The 21,498-nt window shown below is 71.2% G+C and carries 19 protein-coding genes; 10 read left to right on the top strand and 9 right to left on the bottom strand.

Annotated elements, in window-relative coordinates; all coding sequences use genetic code 11:
* Positions 1 to 15: 15 nt before the first annotated feature.
* From CLT74_RS08410 to CLT74_RS08390, 5 genes are all read right to left on the bottom strand, one after another.
* Complete coding sequence (locus CLT74_RS08410; RefSeq protein WP_486582153.1) at positions 16 to 2,649, bottom strand: hypothetical protein; 2,634 nt, start codon at positions 2,647 to 2,649, stop codon at positions 16 to 18.
* Positions 2,646 to 3,983 (bottom strand): SWIM zinc finger family protein, encoded by a 1,338-nt coding sequence (locus CLT74_RS08405; RefSeq protein WP_099846039.1) that lies wholly within the window; start codon positions 3,981 to 3,983, stop codon positions 2,646 to 2,648. Before CLT74_RS08405 ends, CLT74_RS08410 begins: the two co-directional genes overlap by 4 nt.
* Positions 3,984 to 4,077: 94 nt before the next feature.
* The gene (locus CLT74_RS08400; RefSeq protein WP_099851581.1) at positions 4,078 to 5,304 is read right to left on the bottom strand and encodes a multidrug effflux MFS transporter; all 1,227 of its coding nucleotides are present in this window, start codon (positions 5,302 to 5,304) and stop codon (positions 4,078 to 4,080) included.
* Positions 5,305 to 5,644: 340 nt separating this feature from the next.
* Positions 5,645 to 7,330, bottom strand: coding sequence for a sodium:solute symporter family protein (locus CLT74_RS08395; protein ID WP_099846038.1), 1,686 nt, complete (start codon positions 7,328 to 7,330; stop codon positions 5,645 to 5,647).
* Complete coding sequence (locus tag CLT74_RS08390) at positions 7,327 to 7,680, bottom strand: DUF4212 domain-containing protein (RefSeq protein ID WP_099846037.1); 354 nt, start codon at positions 7,678 to 7,680, stop codon at positions 7,327 to 7,329. Before CLT74_RS08390 ends, CLT74_RS08395 begins: the two co-directional genes overlap by 4 nt.
* A gap of 394 nt (positions 7,681 to 8,074) precedes the next feature.
* On the opposite strand from CLT74_RS08390, the gene CLT74_RS08385 reads away from it, so the two are divergent.
* The 5 genes from CLT74_RS08385 to CLT74_RS08365 all read left to right on the top strand — a co-directional run bounded on the left by CLT74_RS08385 (position 8,075) and on the right by CLT74_RS08365 (position 13,497).
* Complete coding sequence (locus CLT74_RS08385; protein ID WP_099846036.1) at positions 8,075 to 8,488, top strand: hypothetical protein; 414 nt, start codon at positions 8,075 to 8,077, stop codon at positions 8,486 to 8,488.
* Positions 8,489 to 8,644: 156 nt separating this feature from the next.
* Positions 8,645 to 9,289, top strand: a complete 645-nt coding sequence (locus tag CLT74_RS08380) for a hypothetical protein (RefSeq protein WP_099846035.1) — start codon at positions 8,645 to 8,647, stop codon at positions 9,287 to 9,289.
* Positions 9,290 to 9,382: 93 nt separating this feature from the next.
* Positions 9,383 to 9,901: a sigma-70 family RNA polymerase sigma factor gene (locus CLT74_RS08375; RefSeq protein ID WP_099846034.1), complete on the top strand. Its 519-nt coding sequence runs from the start codon at positions 9,383 to 9,385 to the stop codon at positions 9,899 to 9,901.
* Positions 9,891 to 10,652, top strand: coding sequence for a hypothetical protein (locus CLT74_RS08370; protein ID WP_099846033.1), 762 nt, complete (start codon positions 9,891 to 9,893; stop codon positions 10,650 to 10,652). Before CLT74_RS08375 ends, CLT74_RS08370 begins: the two co-directional genes overlap by 11 nt.
* A gap of 79 nt (positions 10,653 to 10,731) precedes the next feature.
* Complete coding sequence (locus tag CLT74_RS08365; RefSeq protein ID WP_486582152.1) at positions 10,732 to 13,497, top strand: DEAD/DEAH box helicase; 2,766 nt, start codon at positions 10,732 to 10,734, stop codon at positions 13,495 to 13,497.
* Positions 13,498 to 13,888: 391 nt separating this feature from the next.
* On the opposite strand, the gene CLT74_RS08360 is transcribed toward CLT74_RS08365, so the two are convergent.
* Together CLT74_RS08360 and CLT74_RS08355 are read right to left on the bottom strand one after the other, a co-directional pair.
* Positions 13,889 to 14,389, bottom strand: coding sequence for a hypothetical protein (locus CLT74_RS08360; RefSeq protein ID WP_099846032.1), 501 nt, complete (start codon positions 14,387 to 14,389; stop codon positions 13,889 to 13,891).
* A 242-nt stretch (positions 14,390 to 14,631) separates the two neighbouring features.
* A complete protein-coding gene (locus tag CLT74_RS08355) occupies positions 14,632 to 15,804 on the bottom strand; it encodes an MFS transporter (protein ID WP_099846031.1) in 1,173 nt (390 codons plus the stop codon).
* 41 nt (positions 15,805 to 15,845) lie between these two features.
* Between CLT74_RS08355 and CLT74_RS08350 the strand changes: the two genes are divergently transcribed.
* Complete coding sequence (locus tag CLT74_RS08350; RefSeq protein ID WP_099846030.1) at positions 15,846 to 16,301, top strand: MerR family transcriptional regulator; 456 nt, start codon at positions 15,846 to 15,848, stop codon at positions 16,299 to 16,301.
* Positions 16,302 to 16,407: 106 nt separating this feature from the next.
* Here CLT74_RS08350 and CLT74_RS08345 read toward each other — a convergent pair whose 3' ends face one another.
* Together CLT74_RS08345 and CLT74_RS08340 are read right to left on the bottom strand one after the other, a co-directional pair.
* Positions 16,408 to 17,184, bottom strand: a complete 777-nt coding sequence (locus CLT74_RS08345) for an SDR family oxidoreductase (protein WP_099846029.1) — start codon at positions 17,182 to 17,184, stop codon at positions 16,408 to 16,410.
* Positions 17,181 to 18,053 (bottom strand): fumarylacetoacetate hydrolase family protein, encoded by an 873-nt coding sequence (locus CLT74_RS08340; protein WP_486582151.1) that lies wholly within the window; start codon positions 18,051 to 18,053, stop codon positions 17,181 to 17,183. The genes CLT74_RS08345 and CLT74_RS08340 overlap by 4 nt, the downstream gene beginning before the upstream one ends.
* Before the next feature lie 145 nt (positions 18,054 to 18,198).
* Here CLT74_RS08340 and CLT74_RS08335 point away from each other — a divergent pair, with 145 nt between their 5' ends.
* The 4 genes from CLT74_RS08335 (at position 18,199) to CLT74_RS08320 (ending at position 21,483) form a co-directional block, all read left to right on the top strand.
* Positions 18,199 to 18,663, top strand: a complete 465-nt coding sequence (locus tag CLT74_RS08335; protein ID WP_099846027.1) for a universal stress protein — start codon at positions 18,199 to 18,201, stop codon at positions 18,661 to 18,663.
* Positions 18,664 to 18,706: 43 nt separating this feature from the next.
* Positions 18,707 to 19,327: a M23 family metallopeptidase gene (locus tag CLT74_RS08330; protein WP_486582150.1), complete on the top strand. Its 621-nt coding sequence runs from the start codon at positions 18,707 to 18,709 to the stop codon at positions 19,325 to 19,327.
* Positions 19,328 to 19,363: 36 nt separating this feature from the next.
* Complete coding sequence (locus CLT74_RS08325) at positions 19,364 to 19,825, top strand: hypothetical protein (protein ID WP_099846025.1); 462 nt, start codon at positions 19,364 to 19,366, stop codon at positions 19,823 to 19,825.
* Positions 19,826 to 19,947: 122 nt separating this feature from the next.
* Positions 19,948 to 21,483 carry an ABC transporter substrate-binding protein gene (locus CLT74_RS08320; RefSeq protein WP_099846024.1) on the top strand — a complete coding sequence of 512 codons (1,536 nt, stop codon included), beginning with the start codon at positions 19,948 to 19,950 and terminating at the stop codon, positions 21,481 to 21,483.
* The last annotated feature ends 15 nt before the right edge of the window (positions 21,484 to 21,498 follow it).

Raw genomic sequence — 21,498 nt, 5'->3', positions numbered from 1 at the left:
GACGTCTCCGGTATGTCAGGTGTCGGTCAGTGCCTTGTGCAGGCGGCGGGCTTCGGTGACGAGGCGGTTGGATCCGGTCCGGCCGGCGACCTCGGCCAGGCCGGGCACCTCGATCCGCACGCCGGTCGCGGTGGCCGTCTCCGCCGCCAGGGTCAGCAGTTCCGGCACGCCGCGCGGTGGTGTCGGCGCGGCCAGCACCGCCGGGAGCGCGGCGGCGAGCAGCCGCCACACGGTCAGCGGCGCACCCGCCTGTGCGGCGTCGCGCAGCGGTTCGACGACCCGGGACAGCTTCACCAGCTGCCGGGCGGCAAGGGTGCCGAGTTGTCCACCGGTGCCGGCCGCGTCGAAGTCGCCTGCGGCGGTGAGGGCGAGCAGGGCGTCCACAGTGGCCACCCGGTCCGGACCGTACCGGGCGCTCAGACCGTAGGCCACGGCCAGGTCGAGGGCCACCCCGCCCGGACCGCCGATCTCCGCGAGCAGGGGCAGCACCGCGGCGCCGTCGCGCTCGTCCATGTCCGCGGCACCGGCGACAAGCGGCAGCGCGTACGCGGTGACCAGACCCCGGTGCCCGGGCAGCAGCGACGGCCACAGGTGCACCCAGCCGGAGTGATCGCCGCTGAGGGGTGTGGCAGGCGCGGTGAACAGCCCGTACCTGTCGACCGCGCCGGCGGGTGGCGTCAGGTCGACAAGGATCCGCTCGGCCGGCTGGTACGCGTACTCCCAGTGGCGGTTGCCCCGCCGGGGGTCCCGGGTGAAGGTGCGGGTCCGGACGACCGGCTGCGGTAGGCCGCCGTCGCGCAACCAGCCGGCGAGCCGTCGGCCGGCGGGCGTGCCGAGCGCCGTCGCCTGGTCGGCGATCGACTTGTCCACGCCGGTCGGCAACCGCAGCAACGCCTGGGTGAGATCCCAGTAGCCCGGCTCCCGGTCACCGAGCGCGGTGAGCCGCGCCACCAGAGTCGCCGGGTCGAGCAGACCGTTTGTCGAGGTGGGCGCGGCCAGCAGGCCCGCCTGCCCCGGTTCGTTGAGGTACGCGCCGATCTCGGCCAGCCGGGCCCGCAACAGCCGGTGGACCGGTGGCACCTTGGGATCGGTGACCACCAGTTCCGGTGCCGCGTCGCGCCGACGTACCGCCGTGAGGAGCTTCTCCCACCGCTCCCGCCGCCGGTCAGTGCGCTCGACTCCGGCGCTGCTGAACACCTCGACCACCGTCTCGCAGAGACAGAGCGGATCCCAGCGGTGCGTGTTCGCCCATGACCAGTGCCGCCGCTCGATCACCGGGTCGAGCGCGGTGCGTACCCGGGGTCCCTCGGTCGCGGTGAGCCGGACGAGCCCGTCGAGGATCCGCTCCAGCGGTGCCCCCTGGTACGGGATGCCGAGCAGTGCGGCGACCTCCTCGGTCAGCTCGTCCAGGTCCGTGATGGGCGCGGAAGCCGCAGCCGGCGGAGCGGGCGGGGGCAGGTCGTCGCCGCGGGGCCGGGTCAGCGCCGGGCCGACCGGTGCGGGGTCGAAGCCGTGCCGGGTGGCGAGGGTGGACGCCCGCTCCCGAAGCTCCACAGCGGGATGCTCGGCGGCCACCGCGATCACCTCGGCGATCTCGGTGGCCCGGTCCCGGTGGTGGCGGGCGAGCCGGTCGAGCCAGGTGAGCTGGGTCCGGACCAGAGCCTTCTCGGGTCGCGTGAGCATCTGCCGGGACGCGTCGAGAACGGACTCCAGCTCCAGGTCGGGCAGCTTACGGAGCGCCTTCTGCGCCATCGTGGCCACCGGCGCGGGAGCGTCGACGAGTAGCCGCAGGTAGTCGGGGGCGCGGGCGGTGACCTCGGTGGTGGTCGGTGCGAGCTGGTCGAGCAGGGTGGTGAAGGCGCGGAGCGCGGTGGGCCGGTCACCGCGCAGCAGCCGACTGATCGACGCGTCGAGCAGCGTCACCCGGTCCACCACCCCCTCGGCGGCGAGCTGGGTCAGGGCGGCCGGCAGGGCGGGCTGACCGGGGTCGTTCCAGTTGTCGTGGCCGGCGATGAACATCATCTGGTTACCGATGCCGTCCACCTCGAACAGTCGGGGCAGCATGACGGCCAGGAACGGATCGTCGCGCAACCGGTCGACCACCGGCGCCGGCTGGCCCTGGTGGAACCGGTCCGGGGACTCGACAGCCGTCAACCACAGCTGCACGCACCTGTCGTCGGTAGGTGGCGCGCCGCCCTCGGCGCGCAGCAGCGTGGCGACGAAATGCCACCGACCCACCCAGGTGTCCTGACGGAACCGGGTGGCGATCCGGTGGGCCAGGTCGACGAGCCAGTCGACGCCCCGCTCCTGCCCCACCCGACGGACCAGCTCGGCCGCGCGGCGACCGTGCGGGTTGACCGAGGGACGACCGAGGATCGCCGCGGCCTGAGCTGCGGTCGGCAGGCAGCCGACCACCGCGACGGCCAGGGCGGTCCCGGTGCCGGCCGACCACCAGATGTCGCGGTCCCGTTGTTTGAACCAGGCGGTCAGCTCGACGCCGATCTCCCGGCGGCGCTGCTCCGGCAACCCTTCCAGCGCTGCCGCCACCGATTCGGCGGCACCGTTTGTCACCAGGCCGAACAGGTCGCTGGTGCCGCCGGTGGCCAACTCCAGCCGACGTCGTACCGTGCTCTCCGTCGACCGCGTCACACCCGCTCCTCGACCTGCTCGGTGGTGAGCATCCGGGTGGCCAGGGCGTGCCGGCACGGCCCACGTTGCCCCCGGTGTTTCGCCCACCAGGAACAGGTGCAGGTGAGTGTGCCGTCGGCGAGCTGACGGACCCGGTAGACCTGGTCGCCGCTGCGTACCGTCGCCGCGGTGCCGTCGGGCTGCACCGCGCCGGCGTCGAGCAGCGCCCGCGCACCGACCAGCCGGGGATTGTCCCGCTCGGCACGGCCCGCGTCGTACGGCATCACCCGGTGGAAGTACGCCGCGTCGGCCACGTCGTAGCCGACCCGGCCGGCGGTGCCGAGCTGGGCCAGCGCGCCCCGGACCCGCCCGGCGTCGATGCCGGCCTGCTCGGCCAACCGGTCGGGGTCGATCGTCGGATCCCAGGAGAGCAGGGCGGAGACGAGGTTGGCGTCGTCGACGACATCGTCACCGGCGAGCGCGGCGAGAGCGGCCCCCTCGCCGGAGAAGCCGCGGTACGGCTCGGGGGAGAGGGTCAGCGACAGCCGCAGCGCGCCGGTGTCCAGTTCCCAGACACTCGGGGCCGGGGCGGCGCCGGGCGCCACTGTGGGTCCGTACACCCGGAGGGTTTTGGCGAAGCGCAGCATCGGTTGCAGCGCGGCGAGCCGACCGGCCCCGGCCAGGCAGACCGCTCCGGCGACGGGTCGCGAGGTCAGCCGCAGCGACCGGCCCGCCGGCACCACCCACAGCACCGACCTGTCGCTGCCCCGGGGGAGCCGGCGCAGGAAGGTGCTGGCCTCGGCCGCCGGCAGCTCCGCCCGGGGCTCGAACCGGGCGGCGAGGACCTGCACCTCGGCGAAGCCGCGCAACCAACGCACCGGCAGCGGCACCTTCTTCTCCACCACCGCGCCGTCCAGGGTGGAGACGGTGAGGTCGTCGGGGCCGACCGACAGGTGCAGCGGATCCAGACCACCGACCCGGGCCAGCGCCTCGCGCAGCGGAGTGTTCACGTCGACGTTCGTGGTGCCGTGCTCGGACAACTCACCGTCGAGGCCGGCGGGCAGCACGTCGAGCCGCGCGTACACCCCGCAGCAGCCGGAGAAGGATTCGAAGCGGAGCCGGTCGCAGCTGCCGGTGACCACCGGATCCAGGCTGGCCGGGCTGACCGGCCGGTGGTAGCGGGTGCGGGCCACCTCGGCCACGGCCAGCAGACCCACCGCCGCTGCCTGCCCGGTGGTGAGGAAACCGGCGAAGAAGCGGGGATTCGGCGTGGGACCGCCGCTGGTCTGCAGGGCGAGTGATCGCTGCGTGAGGGTGGAGGGGGCGAGGTACCGGTACGTCTGGACTGCGTTCACGCCGCCGGACGGTAGAGCAACTGGCCGACATTCTGGTCGCTCGGGCACGGTGACGGCGGCGAATCCCAGCCGGCCCGTCGAGACGGTCTGAGCGTCAGTGCGCCGCGACGGCCATCGCCTCCGCCGGCTCCGGCACGGCCAGTTGGCCGGGGCGGACCACCACGAAGAGCACCACAAGCGCGGCGGCCATCCCGCCGGCGATCACCAGGGCCATCGCCACGGCGCCGGTGCCGAGCACGCCCACCAGCGGTGCGGCGAGCGCCCCGATGCCGAACTGCACCGCGCCGAGCAGGGCGGAGGCGGTGCCGGCCGCCTCGCCGTGCCGGGTCAGGGCCAGCGCCGGGGCGTTCGGCAGCGCCAGGCCGGCGGCCGCGAGCACCACCCAGAGTGCGGCGAGCAGGGCGGGCAGGCCACCGATCCCGGTCGCGGCGAGGCCGAGCAGCACCAGACTCGCGGCGGAGCCTGCGATCAGGGCGCTCACCAGGATCCGCTGCGGGGACCAATGGCGCAGCAGGCGTACGTTGCCCTGGGTGGCCGCGATCAGCCCGATCGCCCCGGCACCGAAGGCCAGCCCGAACTGCTGCTCGTCGAGCCCGTACTGTCCCTGTAGGACGAACGACGAGCCGCCGACGTAGGCGAACAGGGCCGCCATGGCCAGCCCGGCGACCAGCACCAGCCCGACGAAGGCGCGGTCACCCAGCAGCGAGCCGTAGAGCCGGACGGTGGGCAGCACTCCGCCGCGTTGCCGCCGCAGCGGCGGCAGCGTCTCCGGCAGGCCCAGCATCGCGATCAGCAGCAGCAGTACGCCGAAGACCGCGAGGGCGGCGAACACGCCGCGCCACTGCGTCCACCGCAGCAGTTCGCTGCCGAGGGTCGGCGCGAGGATCGGGGCGGCGCCCATCACGAGCAGCAGCCGGGACAGCAACTGGGCGAAGGCCGAGCCGCTGAACAGGTCTCGGACCACGGCCATGGCGATCACGGCAGCCGCCGCCGCGCCGAGGCCCTGGACCACCCGCAGCGCGCCGAGCACTGTGATGTTCGGGGCGAGGGCACAGCACACGGAGGCCACGATGTGCAGCGCGGTGCCGGCGATGAGCGGTGTCCGGCGGCCGACGGCGTCGGAGAGCGGGCCGATCAGCAGCTGTCCCAGGGCGAGGCCGATCAGGGTGCCGGTGAGCGTCAGCTGGACCGCCGCCGAGGTGGTGTCGAGGTCGTCGACGATCGAGGGCAGCGCCGGAAGGTACATGTCGATGGTCAGCGGGCCCACCGCGATCAGCGAGCCGAGGACGAGGATGAGGCGTACGCGCTGGCGGCGGCTCATCAGGTCACCCGGCATCAGCGAAGCCGGTGGTGCGGCGGCGGTGTCGACGGCGCTCACCGGGTGGTCTCCCGCCGACCAGCGTGCGGGGCGGGACGTGCTGCGATGGTCATATCTGGCTCCAACCCGCAGCCGCCGGCCTGATTCCCGATCGCCGCCCACGTGCGACAGCTCACACCGCCACCGACCGGGCTGTGCGCACTGTGCCGGGCGGCGGATCGCTGGCGGTCCAGGCTCTCCGCAACGGCCGGTCGCCGCCCGGCCTCTCCGCAACGGCCGGTCGCCGGCCCCAACATCGATGGTGGGACCGGCGACCGGTGGTTATCCGAGGTGCGGGTGCAGATCAGGCGGCGTCGGCGGCGGTGCCGGCGGTCACCTCCCGCCGGTTGGCCGGGTAGCGGATGCTCTCCACCATCTCCGAGATCTCCTCCGGCGGCGGCGCGGTCATCTTCGACACCACGATGGTGACGACGAAGTTGACGATCGCGCCGATGGTGCCGATGCCCTCCGGGCTGATGTCGAAGATGTGCGGGTTCGCGGCGGTACCGAACACCGGCAGCGTGTAGATCATGTAGCTGGCGGTGAAGAGCATGCCGGTCACCATGCCGGCCGCCGCGCCCGTGGCATTACATCGTTTCCAGAAGATGCCGAGCACGATGGCGGGGAAGAAGCTCGCCGCGGCCAGGCCGAAGGCGAAGGCGACCACCTGCGCCACGAACGCGGGCGGGTTGATGCCGGCGTAGATGGCGACCAGCACCGCCAGACCCATGGCGATCCGGCCGGCGAGCAGCCGCTGCTTGTCGGTGGAGTCCCGCTTGACCCGACGGAAGTACAGGTCGTGCGAGAAGGACGACGAGATGACCAGCAGCAGGCCGGCCGCCGTGGACATCGCGGCGGCCATACCGCCGGCCGCCACCAGACCCACGATCGGTGCCGGCAGGCCGGCGATCTCGGGACTGGCCAGCACCAGGATGTCGTTGTTGACGATCAGGTCGGCACCGGAGGTCGGACTGTTGCTGACCGAGGTGATCGTCGAGGCGCTGTCGCTTACCGTCACCAGACCTGTCGCCGCCCAGTTCTCGATCCAACTGGGCAGCGCGTTGGCGGAGACCCCGTTGACGTCCTGGAGCAGGTTCAGCTTGGTGAAGGCACCCACCGCCGGGGCGGTGGTGTAGAGCAGCGCGATGAAGAACAGCGCCCAGAACGCCGAGTAGCGGGCGCCCCGCACGCTCTTCGTGGTGTAGAACCGGACGATCACGTGTGGCAGGCCGGCGGTGCCGATCATCAGCGCCATGGTCACCAGGAACACGTCGATCTGCGGTCGGGCCGCGAACGCCTCGGTGTACTGGTTCAACCCCATCTCGACGCTTATCGCGTCGAGTTCGGCGAGGATCTGCCCGAACGACACCTGCGGGATCGGAATGCCGGTCATCTGCTGAGCCACCGCGAACGCGGGAATCAGATAGGCCACGATCAGCACGGTGTACTGCGCGACCTGGGTCCAGGTGATGCCCTTCATGCCGCCGAGCACCGCGTACAAGCCGATGATCACCGCGGCGAGGATGACGCCCTGGGTCACGTCCAGCTTCAGGAAGCGGCTGAAGACGATGCCGCCACCGCGCATCTGCCCCACCACGTAGGTGAAGGAGATGATGATCGCGGCCACGGCGGCGATGGTGCGGACGGTCTCGGAGTACCGGTCACCGACGAATTCGGGAACCGTGAACTTGCCCCACTTACGCAGGTAGGGCGCGATCAGCAGGGCCAACAGCACGTAGCCGCCGGTCCAGCCCATCAGGTAGATGGTGCCGTCCGAGCCCAGGAACGCGATCAGGCCGGCCATCGAGATGAACGACGCCGCCGACATCCAGTCGGCGGCGACCGCCGCACCGTTGGCGATTGTCGGGATGCCCTGGCCGGCGACGTAGAAGCCGGCTGTCTCCTTCACCCGGCTGCGCCAGGCGATGTAGAGGTAGACGGCGAACGAGCCGACGATGAAGACGAGGGTCCAGATCTGGATCTGACTCATTTGCCAGCCCCCTCGGTCTCCTGCTCGTCAACGCCGAACTGGTTGTCGAGTCGATCCATCATCTTCGCGTACACCAGAATCAGAATGACGAAGACGTAGATCGATCCCTGTTGGGCGAACCAGAATCCGAGCGGGAATCCGGCGATGACGATGTTGTTCAACGGTTCGACAAGGAGGATTCCGAAGCCGAACGAGACGATGAACCAGATGGCGAGCAGGATCACCATGAGCCGCAGGTTGCGGCTCCAGTACTCCTTGCGCCAGCCGTTGTCCGGCGGTGACGCCGGTGGTGGTGCCGACGGTGGCGGTTCACCGCCACGGGTCTCCTTATCGGGGGTTACCTCGGTCATGTCTGGAGCCTCCTAGTCGGTATGGAACCGGCAGATCCGGCGAGGGGCCTGCGACACGGCGCCTGGTTGGTGGTGACGCGGTGCTGGTGCCGTGGCCGATCCGCCCGCCCGCCTCGCCGTGCTGCTCGACGCGGTTGTGCGGTCGGTCACACCTTTGGCTGGGTAGCGAACGCGACGCGGCCTGGCCGGGGCAAGAGGTGATCCGGGCAGGTACGGCATCAGGTCGCTGAACGGTCCGTTGGATCCTGTGAACGGTCGACCGGCCCGGGCTGGGGCAGGCTGTCGTACCGGTTTGTGGCTTTTCGCGAGGCTGGGTCGGCCGCCCACCGATGCTGTCCGACCGCTCGCCGATCGGCCCGTTCGGTGAACGGCGCCGAGCGCATAGCATCCGGAAATGGCCGACACCGCATCCACCGCCGCCCCGGTTCGCCGCCGCATCCTGCACGCCGGCAGCCTCGGCATGATCGTCGGCGGCGTGCTCGCGCTCGTCGGCTCGCTGCTGCCCTGGGTCATCACGCCGTTCGGTTCGCTCTCCGGCGTGGCCGGACCCGGCCTGTGGACGCTGAGCGTGGCGTTCCTCGCCATCGCCGGTGCGCTGCTGCCCAACCGGAAGGTGGCCATCGCACACAGCCTGATCCCCGGGCTCATCATCGCCGTCATCGCCGGGTGGCAGGTGGCCCGCCTGATCAGCCTCAGCGCCAGCACCGGCGCGTGGGGGCAACTGATGCCGGGCATCGGCCTGGTCATGGCCGCCGGTGGCGCGGTCGTCCTGATCCGTACCGGCATGCGGCTGGTCACGCTGCGCTGACCGGGGAGGCCGGACCGGCGGTGTCGAGCCGGTCACCCGAAGATCTGGCCGAGCCGTGAAACCTTCAGACGTACGCACGCGTCATCCCGCTGAATCGACCGAGGATCAGCCGCCGCCAGGCGGTTGACCCCGGTGCTGAGCAGCTCGGGAGGAATCGTGTCGCTGGGTAGGTGGCTCGCCGCGGCGGGTCTGGTGGTGCTGACCGGCACCGCCGTAGGGGTTTACAGCATGGGTCCGGCCTCCGGTGACGGTCAGACCCCGCCGGCCCGTGACGCGTTGGCGGAGGCTGGAGCCCAGTCGTCCGGAGGTGTGGCGGTGGCGGCCACGCCACGGCCGACGGCGGTCGGGGATCCGCTGCTGTCCGGCAAGCGCCGGGTCACCATCGTCCGGGTGGGCGCCTTCGAGTCGGGGCTGGCGTTGCTCGACGGTGGCCGGTTGGTCGAGGTCGACGATGACCAGGGTCGGCAGGTGTTCGTACCGACGCCGGTGGGCTCGGGCCAGTTCCTCATCAAGGCGTACTACGGCGGCGGCACCGGTAAGCCGGTCTGCTGGCAGGTACACAACCCCGGCGACAGCCGGCCGCTGTACGTGCGGGGAGCCACCTGCCGGGCCGGCGACCCTGCCCAACGTTTCGAGATCGTCGCCGTGGCCGACGGCGGCCCCCGCGAATACCTGATCAGCAACCGGTGGGCGTACCTGCGGGACTCCGCGCGATCCGGGCTGATCATGGAGGAGTTGGGGGATGCCCCGCCGGCGAGTAGCTTCCGGTTCAACGACACCGGACCGGCACCCCGAAGGTGAGGCGCGGTGACGCCCCCGGTCCCGGCCCGGGGGCGTCCGTCCGCCGTCCGCCGGGGTCACGACCAGCAGCGACAGTACCGGGTGGGAACGTGAGTGAAACGCGACGCTGAGGAGTTCGACGCCTTCTACACGGCGTCGGCGCAGCGGGTGCTGGGCCACCTGTCCGCCATGGTCGGCAGCCGGGCCGAGGCCGAGGACGCGGTCGCGGAGGCGTACGCCAGGGCCTGGGACCGGTGGGCGTCGGTACGGGAGTGCGACAGCCCGGAGGCATGGGTCCGCCGGGTCGCGTACCGGATCGCCGTCAGTGCCTGGCGCAAGACGGTGAACCGGCTGCGTGCCCACCGTCGGGAGGTGGCCGGCCAGCACGACGAGACGACCTCTGTCGATCACGTGGCGGTGGTGTCGGCACTGCGCCGCATCTCCGCCGAGCAGCGGCACGTGGTGGTGCTGCACCACCTGGTGGGGCTGAGCGTGACCGAGATCGCGGCGGAGATCGACAGCAACGTGAACACCGTCAAGACGCGGCTGGCCCGGGGACGCCGGGCGTTGGCCGCTCACCTGAGCGACGGCGGGTACGAAACCACCGGTGCAGGAGGCAGGAATGGGTCCTGAGCCGAATCTCGACGAGGCCCTGAGGGCGTTGGCCGGGCACGGCCGGCAGGGGAAGGTACCGGCCGCTGTCGACATCCGAGGCCGGGGTGACGCCCGACGTCGCCGTCGACACGCCGCCTCCGCCGCGCTGGGCGTCGTACTCGTCGGTCTGCTCGGTGCCGGCGCGGTCCTGGCGCGTCCCTCCGGGGGCCTGGACTCCCTGCCGGTCGGGCCGGCCGGTCCGACGACCGCGCCGGCCACCGGGTCGGCCAGTCCCGACCCGGCCGCGACGTCCGCGCCGCCGGACGGTCCTTCGGTCAGCGACCCGCTGCTGTCGGGACTGCGGCAGGTGACAATCGTCCGGGCCGCCGAGCGGAGTGGCGGGTTGTCGCTGCTCGACGACGACCGCCTCGCCGAGGTCGACGGCGACGAGGGTCGCCAGCTCTTCGTGGTCACCCCTCAGGGGCCCGACACCTACCTGATCCGGGCCGCCGAGCGGGGTGACGAACCGACAGACGTCTGTTGGGAGGTGCGGTCCTCGGGGAGCCAGCCACTGCGGGTGGTCGCAGCCGCCTGCGCGCCGGAGGAGCCGAGGCAGCAGTTCACAGTCGTCCGGGACGGCCAACGCGGCGGCCAGCCCACGTACGCGATCAGCAGCAACTCGGCCTACCTGCAGAACTCGCCCACCCGTGGCCTGATCGTTGAGGAACTGGGCGACGCCACGCTGACCACGCGTTTCCGTCTGGTCGACAACGGCGCCGCCCCGCAATGACCGCCCCACCTCCGCCGATCATGCAGTTGTGGCACCAGAAATGTTGCGAATGCACCACTTTGGTAGGTGCCATAACTGCATGATCGCGCGAGGCGGCATGGTCGGGCGGGTGGCCGGGTACCGGCTGCGGGTGGGTATGGAGAAGGGCGAGCGTGCAGAGTTCTGCCGGCTCGTGGCGGACTTCAGGCGGTGGGGTCGGCTCGCCGAGGACGTGCGGAACTGGCACCGGGCTGTCCAGCAGGAGGCCGGCGCCGCCGAAGGGGCCATGCGGGACCGCAGCGTGGTGGTCGAGCGCTCCGGCCGGGCCGCGTGGCGGGTGCTCGCCTTGCGGGAGAACGACACTGACGTCGTCCGGCGACTCCAGCAGCGGGCGGCGCTTCCCGCGACGACAGTCGCCGACGACGCCCTGCTGCGCCTGCTCACCGAGGACGCCCCCCGCGCCGTCGCCGACCTCGCACCGATGCTCGATGTACGCCGCTACCTCGCCGGGCCGGCCAGGAAGCAGTCAGCAGCAACCGCCGCGGCCTTCCTACGTGACCGGCACGCGGACGTGATCGCTGCGGACAGCCCCGCACGACTGGCCTACCTCGGCGTCCCCACCGCGTCCCTCGCCCCGGCCCGGCCCCGCGTCGAGGATCTGCTCGACCCGGCTCTGCGCTTCGCCCTGCTCGCCCAGCGGACGAGTCCGGAGCGGGGACCGGCCGAGCGGACGAGCCCGGAGCCGGAGCTGGTGGAACGGTCCGTGTTCGCGGGCCTGCCGGCGGCCCTGGCCACCATCGACAAGGTCGTGGCCGGCGAGGCCGCGTACCGCGCGGCGGCCCGCGAAGCGGGTGAGCAGGTCAGACAGGCCGAGGCGCAACGGATCCTGCGGGACATGCCGGTGGAGGCGTTGCGGACCGTCACCCGCGACCGGTTCCGACTCGGGCCACTTACCGACGCGGGAATCGACACGGTGCAGGACGTGCTGCGCGTCGGCGCCTCCCTTCCGACGCTTCCGGGTGTCGGGGAGACCTCGGCCCGTCGCCTGCTCGGCGCGGCCCGCACCCTCTGGCAGACCACGTACGAGGACACGTCTGTCCGCATCGACGTCGAGCACCGCCATCCGGAGACCACGCACCTGCTGCGCCGCCTCGCCGAGTGGGACGCGCGCCGGCGTACCCGAGGTGCGGCGGCAGACCTCGAACGCGCCGCCGAACTCGCGCCGCTGGGCAGCGCCGTCGACCGGAGGACCCGCCACCTGCTGGTGGTGCCGATCAGAGGGCTCGCCGTCACCGGCCTGCGCGAGAGCGTCGAGGTCGTCATCCGGCGAGCCGAGCTGCTCCGTGGATCGTCGGCCTCCGGTCGGCGGAGCGGGCACGTCGATCCGTGGGACGACTTCCGCGCCCGACCGGCCGACTACCTCGCCATGCTCGCCGAGCTGGGCTTCGCCGCCGACGACAGGCCCGCGACGCACGGCGACCTGCCGGACGAGATCATCCAGGCGGTACGCGACCAGGCGCTCGACGGTGACCACCTGACCGCGTCGCTGCGTGGTTATCAGAGCTTCGCCGCACGCTTCGCCCTCGTCCAACGCAAGATCATTATCGGCGACGAGATGGGCCTCGGTAAGACAGTTGAGGCGCTCGCGGTCCTGGCCCACCTGCGCAGCAGGGGGAGCACCCACTTCCTGGTGGTGTGTCCCGCTGCCGTGGTGACCAACTGGGTCCGCGAGATCAGCGGCAAGTCGAGGCTGCGGCCACACCGGGTGCACGGCCCGGACCGCGACGCCGCAGCCCGCACCTGGCTGCGGGACGGCGGCGTGGCGGTCACCACCTACGAGACCCTCGCCTGGTGGGCGCCGGAACTGCGGGAGTTCCCCGACCTGGCCTGCGTCGTCGTCGACGAGGCCCACTACATCAAGAACCCGCAGGCGCAGCGGACGATCAGGACGAAGGAGATCGTCGCGCGTGCCGAACGGGCCATCCTGCTCACCGGTACGCCGCTGGAGAACAGGGTCGACGAGTTCCGCAACCTCGCCTCCTACGTACGCCCGGATCTCACAGTCGACGCCACAGACCTGTCACCCGCGCGGTTCCGGCGGCAGATCGCACCGGCGTACCTGCGCCGCAACCAGGACGACGTCCTCGACGAACTGCCCGAACTCATCGAGGTCGAGGAGTGGCTGCCGCTGTCCTCGGCGGACACCACCGCTTACCGGGCGGCGGTCGAGCGGGGGAACTTCATGGAGATGCGCCAAGCTGCCATTCTCCAGGCGGCCGAGTCCACAAAGGTGCATCGACTCATCGAGATTGTCCGGGAAGCGGCCGAGAACGAGCGCCGAGTCATCGTGTTCTCCCACTTCAGGGCGGTCCTCGACCGGGTTGTCGAGGCTCTTCCCGAGCCGGTGTTCGGGCCGCTCACCGGATCGGTGCCGGCCAACCGACGGCAGCAGATGGTCGACGAGTTCTCGGCCACCCGCCACGGGGCCGTCCTGGTGGCCCAGATCGTGGCCGGTGGCGTCGGGCTCAACATCCAGTCCGCGTCCGTCGTGGTCATCTGTGAACCTCAGCTCAAGCCGACCACCGAGGCGCAGGCCATCGCCCGGGCGCACCGGATGGGACAGGTCCAGTCGGTGCAGGTCCACCGGCTGCTCTCCGAGGACGGCGTCGACCAGCGGATCACCGAACTGCTGGCCGGCAAGCGACGAATCTTCGACGACTTCGCCCGGGTCAGCGACATGGCCGAGTCGAGTCCGGAGGCGGTGGACCTGTCCGAAGCCGAACTTGTCCGCGAGGTCCTCGCTGCCGAGCGCCAACGCCTGCTCGACCCGGCACCCGGGCTCCCGCGCCAGCACGCGCCTTCGTAACCCACGTCGCCGAACCGTGGCAGTAAAGGTGTCAGCCGGCCGGCGTGTCGGCTACCGCGACTGCCACGGATCGGGAGTGTCACCGCCACCGGTCCACTCGCGATGGCTGCCATGGGCGATACCCCCGAACGTGACTATTCGGCAGCGGCTTACCTCCTGCCGCCACTTCGGACGGTACACCGATGCAACCGCTGAGTAGCGTGGCATGACCTACGTCGAGCCCTCTCAGGTAGTACTCGCGGATCTAGCCGAGCGCGCTCTGCTGATTTATGACGCACCGGTCGATGGTCGGGTGTCGCTGATCGTTAACTGCGTGTCGTCTCAGTGGCGTGGAGCAGGAAGCCACCGGCGACGGGTCGTTGCTGGGTGTGAGCGGAGTGTCCTGGTGGACTCAGTCGACTCGGAGTGAATGGGTGATCGCTTCGGCGAGCGCCGGGTTGCTGGACACGGCGACGAGGACTATCTGCTGGTCGGGGACCACCACCACCTGCCGCGTCCGGCCATCCGGCAGCACGTCGCCGCCGCGGAGGACAGGGTGGCCGAATGCTTCGCCCGCCTCGGTCGCGAGCTGGGCCACCGGGTCGAGGTCGAGATTCGCGTGCTTTATCTCGGCGTAGTCGACGCGAGGTCTCGTCAACACGGCGCAGCCCGCGATCACATCGACATCCACGATGTAGGTGTCGCGCATCGGCGTACCGCATTTGGTGGCATTGCGCGGCCACCCCGCCGGCACCGAGATCCGCAGGCCCTCGCTGGCCACCTCCTGCTGGGGAGTTGGACCGTGATCACGTATGGTCGCAGTCACGACCGTGGCGAGGGCGAGAACCGCCCCGATCGCGACGGCGGCGACCGCCATCGGTAAGCCCCGGCGGCTCCTCAGGTCGAGGCTCATTCATGCCCCTCGCCAGTTGTCCCGCTGTCATGCGGCCGAGAATCGACCCGACCCAAATCTACCCGTGCCGCTGGAGGTGTGGCGGGGTGCTGTCCTTGACGGTTCTACGGTCGGTCGGCGCGATTCGTTCGCGCTCTCAGCTCGACAGGGCCGACACCAGGCATGGCTTCGGAAAGAGCCGGCCTCGCGTGTCACTGCGGGAGCGGTTCCGCCGGCCCCGAACGCCCCGGCAGCCGCTCGCCTCACGATTGGAGCAGCGCCTCGGACGAGGGCCCGCGAGGCGACGAGACCCGGGTGAGGCGGGTGGCGACTATGGTGCCGGCCAGGACGGAGACGGCGGCGACCGGGCCGATCCAGGCCGGGCCGAGGCCGATCGCGAGCACTGTGCCGCCGAGCGCGGCGCCGAGGGCTCCGGCGGCACCGGCGACCGAGATGTTGACGGCGGCGACCAGGCCGGTGCTGGCGGTGTCGACCTGACCCATCAGCCAGGTCTGGACCAGCGGCACGACCAGGAACGCCGCCGCGCCCAGCAGGGTGAGCCCGGCCAGCGCCAGCGGGGCGACCGGCAGCAGCAGCGGCTGCGCCAGCAGGATCACCGTCAGTGCGCCGACGGCGAGGGGCAGCCGTCGGGTGATCGCGTCGGGGCGTACCCGGCCGGCGAGCACGTTGCCGGCGATGGTGCCGAGGCCGTAGAGGACCAGGCCGACGCTGACCCAGCCGGGGGAGAGCCCGGTGACGGTGCGCAGCATCGGGGCGACGTAGGTGAAGGCGGCCACGAAACCGGTGAGCGCCAGCAGGGTGACGCCGAGCCCGGCGTAGATGCCGGGGCGCAGCAGCGCGCTCACACTGTCCCGGACGCCGGCCGGCGGTGGGTTGGGGATCCGGGGGCAGAAGACGAGCACGCCGAGCAGCCCCAACGCGCCCAGGCCGGCCACGGCCACGAAGGTGACAGGCCAGCCGTACGCCTCACCGATCAGGCTGCCCAGCGGCAGGCCGAGCACGGTGGCCAGGGCGAATCCGCCGAACAGTCGGGCCACCGCGACGGTCTGCCGCTCCGGCGGCACCGAGGCCATGGCCACCTGGGAGGCCACCGCCATGAACAACGCCTGCGCCAGCGCCGAGCCCAGCCGGGCCGACAACAGCATCGCGTACGAGGTGGCCATGGCGCTGGCCACCGCGGACACCGCGGCCAACGCCATGGTGCCGGCGAGCAGTTCCCGGCGTGGCAGCCGACGGGTCAGCACGGTGGCGACCGGGCCGCCCACGGTCACCACGATCATGTACGCGGTGACCAGCTGTCCGGCAGCGGCAACGGAGACGTCCAGGTCGGTAGCGACCTGGGGGAGCAGGCCGACAAGCACGAACTCGGCCGTGGCCACGGCGAACGAGCAGACGAAGAGCACATAGATGATCACAGACGGACGCTAAAGCCTGACATCGACGTTAGAGTCAAGTGATGCGGATCGGTGAGTTGAGCGCGCGGACCGGCGCGTCGGTGCGGATGCTGCGGTACTACGAGGAGCAGGGACTGCTGACGCCGGTTCGTACCGGCTCGGGCTACCGGATCTACCAGGAGTCCGATGTCGACCGGGTGGCCCGGATCCGGTGCATGCTGTCCGCCGCGCTGCCCTCCGGAGTGGTCGGGCAGGCGCTGCGGTTCCTGCTGGACGGCCGGGCCGCGATCCCCGACGAGCCGGCTGACCGTGCCCGCCTGGCCGACACCCTCCAGACAGAGTTGGACCTGCTGACCGAGAAGATCGAGTCGCTGCGGTCCAGCCACGATCTGCTCGCCACCATCCTCGCCGACGTACGCGGTGACGTGGTGGGGCCCGGCCATCCCGGTGACCCGGGCGGTGGGGTGGCCCGTCGGTCGGTCCGCAAGGCGGGCCCGGCTGTCGGTCTCGCCCGCTGAGCTGTCACCAAGGCTCCGCTCGCGGTTGCCGTCGTGGGTTGGGCAGGACCGCGCCGGTCAGGCCCTGCTCGCGGTGGCCGTCGTGGGTTGGGGAGGACCGCGCCGCTCAGGCCCCGCTTGGTGGCGTGGGCAGCCGCAGGCCGTGCATCCCGCCGTCCACGGCGAGCACGCTGCCGGTGGTCGACCCGGACAGCGGACTGGCCAGGTACGCGACGGCGGCGGCCACCTCCTGCGGGGTGGTGAGGCGGCCGGTGGGCTGGCGGGCCCGCAACGCGGCAAGTGCCGCCGCCGGGTCGTCGGCGGCGTCGAGCAGCCGGCGTACCCACGGCGTGTCCGCCGTGCCCGGGTTGACGCAGTTGACCCGGATGCCGGTGGTCACGTAGTCGGCGGCCATCGCCAGGGTGAGCGCCTGGACCGCACCCTTGCTGGCGCTGTAGAGGGCCCGCTGGGGCAGCCCGAGCCAGGCCGCGATGGACCCGATGTTGACGATCGCGGCGTGCGCGGAGTCGCGCAGGTGCGGCAGTGCGGCCCGGGTCACCCGGACGACGCCCACCACGTTGACGTCGAGTATCCGGTGCCAGTCGGCATCGCTGTCGGCCTCGATGGTGCCGACCGCGCCGATGGCGGCGTTGTTGACCAGGATGTCGAGGCCGCCGAACGCCTGGTGGGCGGCGGTGATCGCGGCCCGGACCGACGCGTCGTCGGTCACGTCGGCGGCCAGGCCGAGCAACGGCTCGGGCACCTGCTGCGCGTTCAGGTCCAGGCAGGCCACCCGGGCACCACGCTCGGCGAGCAGCGTGGCCGTGGCCAGGCCGATGCCGGAGGCACCACCGGTGACCACCGCCGACAACCCGGCGAACTCCCGAGTGTCCGCGCCGGTCATGCCGGTGCCAGCGGCTGACGTTGCCGGCCCAGCCCGTCGATCTCCAATTCGACCACGTCCCCGGCGACCAGGTACGGCTTGGGTTCCGGCTGGCCGAGGGCGACACCGGCCGGGGTGCCGGTGTTGATGACGTCTCCGGGGTACAGCACCATGAACTGGCTCAGATAGCGGACGATCTCGGCCACCGGGAAGACCATGTCCTTGGTGCTGCCGTCCTGCCGCAGCACGCCGTTGACCCAGAGTCGCAACCGCAGATCCTGTGGGTCGGCGACCTCGTCGGCGGTCACCAGCCACGGGCCGAGCGGGTTGAACGTCTCGCAGGACTTGCCCTTGTCCCACTGACCGCCCCGGTCGAGCTGGAACTCCCGCTCGGAGACGTCGTGGGAGATGGCGTACCCGGCGACGCAGTCCATCGCCGCCTCGGCCGACGGCAGGTAGCGGGCCTTGCGGCCGATGACGACGGCCAGTTCGACCTCCCAGTCCGTCCTGGTGCTGCCGCGGGGCACCAGCACCGGGTCATCGGGGCCGACCACCGTGTCGGCAGCCTTCAGGAAGACCACCGGCTCGGCGGGCAGCGCCGCGCCGATCTCGGCGGCGTGGTCGTGGTAGTTCAGCCCGATGCAGACGATCTTCCCGGGCCGCAGTGGGGGACCGATCCGCAGGCCGGTGGGGTCCATCGGCGACAGGTCGTGCCGGGAGATGCCGGCCAGGCGGGCCAGGCCGTCGGTGGCCAGGAAGGCGGGGTCCAGGTCGTCGGTCACGCCGCTGAGGTCACGGAGTTGGCCGGACTCGTCGAGCAGGGCCGGCGTTTCCCGACCCGGCGGGCCGACCCGCAGCAGCTTCACCGTCGCCCCCAGATACCGCGTCACGTACGAGCCGGCAAGACATGTGATGTCTATCAGGTGATCGTGACGTCTCACAAGGCCGTCCGGCCCGTGCGGACGGGACCTCGGCCGCTGGTCCGCCGCCTGTCCGCAGGCTGCACTGGAAGCAGGACGGAGAGGAGTGAGGACGATGACCTATCTGATTGTTGTCGGCGTCGATGGTTCGGATGGTGGGCGGCGTGCCCTGCGGTGGGCGGTCGGCGAGGCGGCAGAGCGTAACGGCACCGTGCAGGCGGTGACCGCTTGGCGTTGGGACGGCCTGGACGGCGGCGCGATGGTCGCGCCGAACCCGATCGAGGAGGAGGAGCGGGCCACCGCCCTGCTGGCGCGGGAGATCGGCGAGGTGACCCGGGGCACGTCGGCGACACCGGTTTCGGCCGAGGTCGTCGAGGGCCGGCCGGCCGACGTGCTCACCGCCGCCGCCCGTGGCGCCGACCTGCTGGTACTGGGCAGTCACGGGCACGGCCGACTGCGGCACACGGTGCTCGGCTCGGTCAGCGAGGAGTGCGTACGCAAGGCCACCTGCCCGGTGGTGGTGATCCCGGTGCCGGTTTCGGCGCCGAGCGGCCCCGCCGTGCCGGCGGTGCCGGCCTGACCGCGACCGACGGGGGTTGCCGGTCTCTGACATGCTCTGGGCCGTGACGACCGGCCACCCCCGTTCCCACCGCCGCGCCCGCCGGGCGCGGTTCGGTCTCCTGTTCACCCTCGGCATCGTGATCGCCCTGGCCGTGGCGGCCGTGATCGTGCTGCGCCCGCCGGGGCCCCGCCCGCTGTTTCAGATGCCGGTCACCTGCGGGGAGACCTGGCAGGTCGGCACCTACCCGGGGCACGGCGACTACGACGTGGACTTCTTCCCGCTCTCCGGCGACCCTTGGGGACAACCGGTGCTCGCCTCGTACGAGGGCACCGTCACCGTGGCCGGGATCAACGGGTCGCTTGGTGGTCGTACCCCGGACAACCCGGACGGCCCCCGGGGGCGTGGTGGTGGCTACTGGGTGAAGATCGACCACGGCGGCCGGTGGGAGACGCAGTACCTGCACCTGCTGGAGCCGCCGCTCGTGGAAGCCGGCGAGCGGGTCGTCCAGGGTCAGCAGATCGGTCGGATCGGCAGCACCGGCAACTCCGGTGCGCCACACCTGCACTACGAGCAGCGGCGCGGCTGGCAGAAGGTGGAGGCCCACTTCGACGGCGCCCCGTCGGGCATCACCCATGACGATGCGGAGTACACGCTCCGGCTGACCAGCAACAACTGTCCGTAGCGCGGTGCTGTCGTACCCACCTGATGGGGTACGGCCATGGGTGTTCTCTATGACTACTTCCGGGTGGTGGACGACGCCGCCGCGATCGGGCTGATGGCGGATCTCGACGGTGGTCCGGTCGCTGTCTCAGGTGGTCGACCCGAGGTGGACGCGATCGACCTCAAGGGCATCGAGCCGGCGGTCACCCTCGGCAAGCTTGTCGGCTTCGTGCGCGGGGTGGCCTGGTCCACCGACCTGATCGAGCAGCGGCTGATCTGGAGCGGTGGCGACGAGGGGCCGTGGTTGATCGCCCTCGACGACGCCACCAGGGACACTCTGGCGTCGATCACCGCCGCCCAGTCGCCCGAGCTGTCGGCGCGGTGGGGGCGGATCGAGGAGTTGGCCTGGGGCGAGCCGCTGCCGCCGGATGAGCTGCTGCCGGTGATCGAGGAGATCAGCGCGCTGGCCCGCCGCGCCCAGGCTGCCGGTCACCACCTTTACTGCTGGTGCTGCCTCTGACCGGCCGGGTCACAGCTTGACGGCGAACGTGCCCGCCCGCCGGTCCGTGCCCTGCCGCCCGGCGGGTTTGCGGTTAGCGTGGGGCTAGATCGACTGCCGCAGAAGAATCCAGGGGGAGGACCATGTCCAGGACCAGATTCAGGTTGGCCGGCGCGACGATCGCCCTGATGCTCGCCGCCGTGGCGGGATGTAGCGGGGGCGAGGGCGTCGACGTCGACGGCAACGACGCGGCGGGTGCCGGAGGCGTGCTCAACGCCGCGATCGGTGGCGAGCCCGACCAGCTCGATCCGCACAAGACCTCTGCCTACTACAGCTTCCAGGTGCTGGAAAACGTCTTCGACACGCTCGTCGAGCCGGACGCCAACCTGGAGATGAAGCCTTCCCTGGCCACCGGGTGGACCACCAGCGATGACCAGCTGACCTGGACGTTCACCCTCCGTGAGGGGGTGAAGTTCTCCGACGGTTCGCCACTGACCGCCGAGGACGTCGTCTACTCCTACAACCGGATCATCGACGAGAAGCTGAACAACGCGTACAAGTTCGGCACGGTGAAGTCGATCGAGGCATCCGATCCGAAGACAGTCGTGGTGACGCTCAACGCGCCGACGCCGAACCTGCTGGCCAACCTCGGTGGCTTCAAGGGAGTGGCGATCGTCCAGAAGGCCAACGTGGAATCCGGCGAGATCACCACCAAGCCGGTCGGCAGCGGTCCGTTCGCCGTGGAGAACTACAGCTCCGGCGACAGCATCCGGCTGGTCCGCAACGACAACTACTGGGGCGAGAAGCCCAAGCTGGACGGCGTCCGGTTCACCTTCGTCAGCGACCCCACCGTCGCCCTGCAGAACCTGCGCGGCGGTGAGGTGCACTGGACCGACAACCTGCCACCGCAGCAGGTGCCGGCGCTGCTCGACGGGGACGACCCGACCGTGCGGTCGGTGCCGTCGACCGACTACTGGTACCTCGCGCTGAACCAGGCGCGCAAGCCGTACGACGACGTCAACGTACGCCGGGCGATCGCCTTCGCGCTGGACCGCGAGGCGATCACCAAGGCCGCCAAGTTCGGGCTGGCCACCGTCAACCAGGCGGCCATCCCGCAGAACAGCGCCTTCTACTACGAGTACGCGCCGTACACCCACGACGTGAACCAGGCCCGGCAGCTGCTCGACCAGGCCGGGGTGAGTGGCCTGAGCATGGACCTCATGGTCACCAGCGAGTACCCGGAGACGGTCACCGCCGCCCAGGTCATCGCCTCCCAGTTGGAAGCCGTCGGGATCACCGTCAAGATCCGTACGCTGGACTTCGCGCAGTGGCTCGACGAGCAGGGCGCGGGCAAGTTCGACGCGTTCATGCTCGGCTGGCTGGGCAACATCGACCCGGACGAGTTCTACTACGCCCAGCACCACAGCGACGGCACGTTCAACTTCCACGAGTACGCCAACCCGAACGTGGACCGGCTGCTCGACCAGGCCCGGACCGAGACCGACCAGGCCGCCCGCAAGCAGCAGTACGACCAGGTTGCCAAGCAGATCGTGGACGACGCCAGCTACATCTACCTGTACAACCCCGACGTTGCCCAGGGCTGGTCGAAGCAGGTGAGCGGTTACGAGGTACGCACGGACCGGGCGATCCGGTTCCGCGACGTGGCTCTCGCCCGGTGACCGGGCGGGGGACCT

This window comes from Verrucosispora sp. CNZ293 (assembly GCF_002754655.1).
Note: the sequence above shows the minus strand (reverse complement) of the source record. Positions and strands in the feature narration are given on the sequence as shown.

What these genes read in the sequence shown, in the direction of transcription:
- CLT74_RS08360 (WP_099846032.1), bottom strand. Translation starts at nt 14,389, where the DNA reads ATGAGCCTCGACCTGAGGAGCCGCCGGGGCTTACCGATGGCGGTCGCC.
- CLT74_RS08390 (WP_099846037.1), bottom strand. Translation starts at nt 7,680, where the DNA reads ATGACCGAGGTAACCCCCGATAAGGAGACCCGTGGCGGTGAACCGCCA.
- CLT74_RS08350 (WP_099846030.1), top strand. Translation starts at nt 15,846, where the DNA reads ATGCGGATCGGTGAGTTGAGCGCGCGGACCGGCGCGTCGGTGCGGATG.
- CLT74_RS08320 (WP_099846024.1), top strand. Translation starts at nt 19,948, where the DNA reads ATGTCCAGGACCAGATTCAGGTTGGCCGGCGCGACGATCGCCCTGATG.
- CLT74_RS08335 (WP_099846027.1), top strand. Translation starts at nt 18,199, where the DNA reads ATGACCTATCTGATTGTTGTCGGCGTCGATGGTTCGGATGGTGGGCGG.
- CLT74_RS08325 (WP_099846025.1), top strand. Translation starts at nt 19,364, where the DNA reads ATGGGTGTTCTCTATGACTACTTCCGGGTGGTGGACGACGCCGCCGCG.
- CLT74_RS08345 (WP_099846029.1), bottom strand. Translation starts at nt 17,184, where the DNA reads ATGACCGGCGCGGACACTCGGGAGTTCGCCGGGTTGTCGGCGGTGGTC.
- CLT74_RS08395 (WP_099846038.1), bottom strand. Translation starts at nt 7,330, where the DNA reads ATGAGTCAGATCCAGATCTGGACCCTCGTCTTCATCGTCGGCTCGTTC.
- CLT74_RS08385 (WP_099846036.1), top strand. Translation starts at nt 8,075, where the DNA reads ATGGCCGACACCGCATCCACCGCCGCCCCGGTTCGCCGCCGCATCCTG.
- CLT74_RS08400 (WP_099851581.1), bottom strand. Translation starts at nt 5,304, where the DNA reads ATGAGCCGCCGCCAGCGCGTACGCCTCATCCTCGTCCTCGGCTCGCTG.
- CLT74_RS08365 (WP_486582152.1), top strand. Translation starts at nt 10,732, where the DNA reads ATGATCGCGCGAGGCGGCATGGTCGGGCGGGTGGCCGGGTACCGGCTG.
- CLT74_RS08370 (WP_099846033.1), top strand. Translation starts at nt 9,891, where the DNA reads ATGGGTCCTGAGCCGAATCTCGACGAGGCCCTGAGGGCGTTGGCCGGG.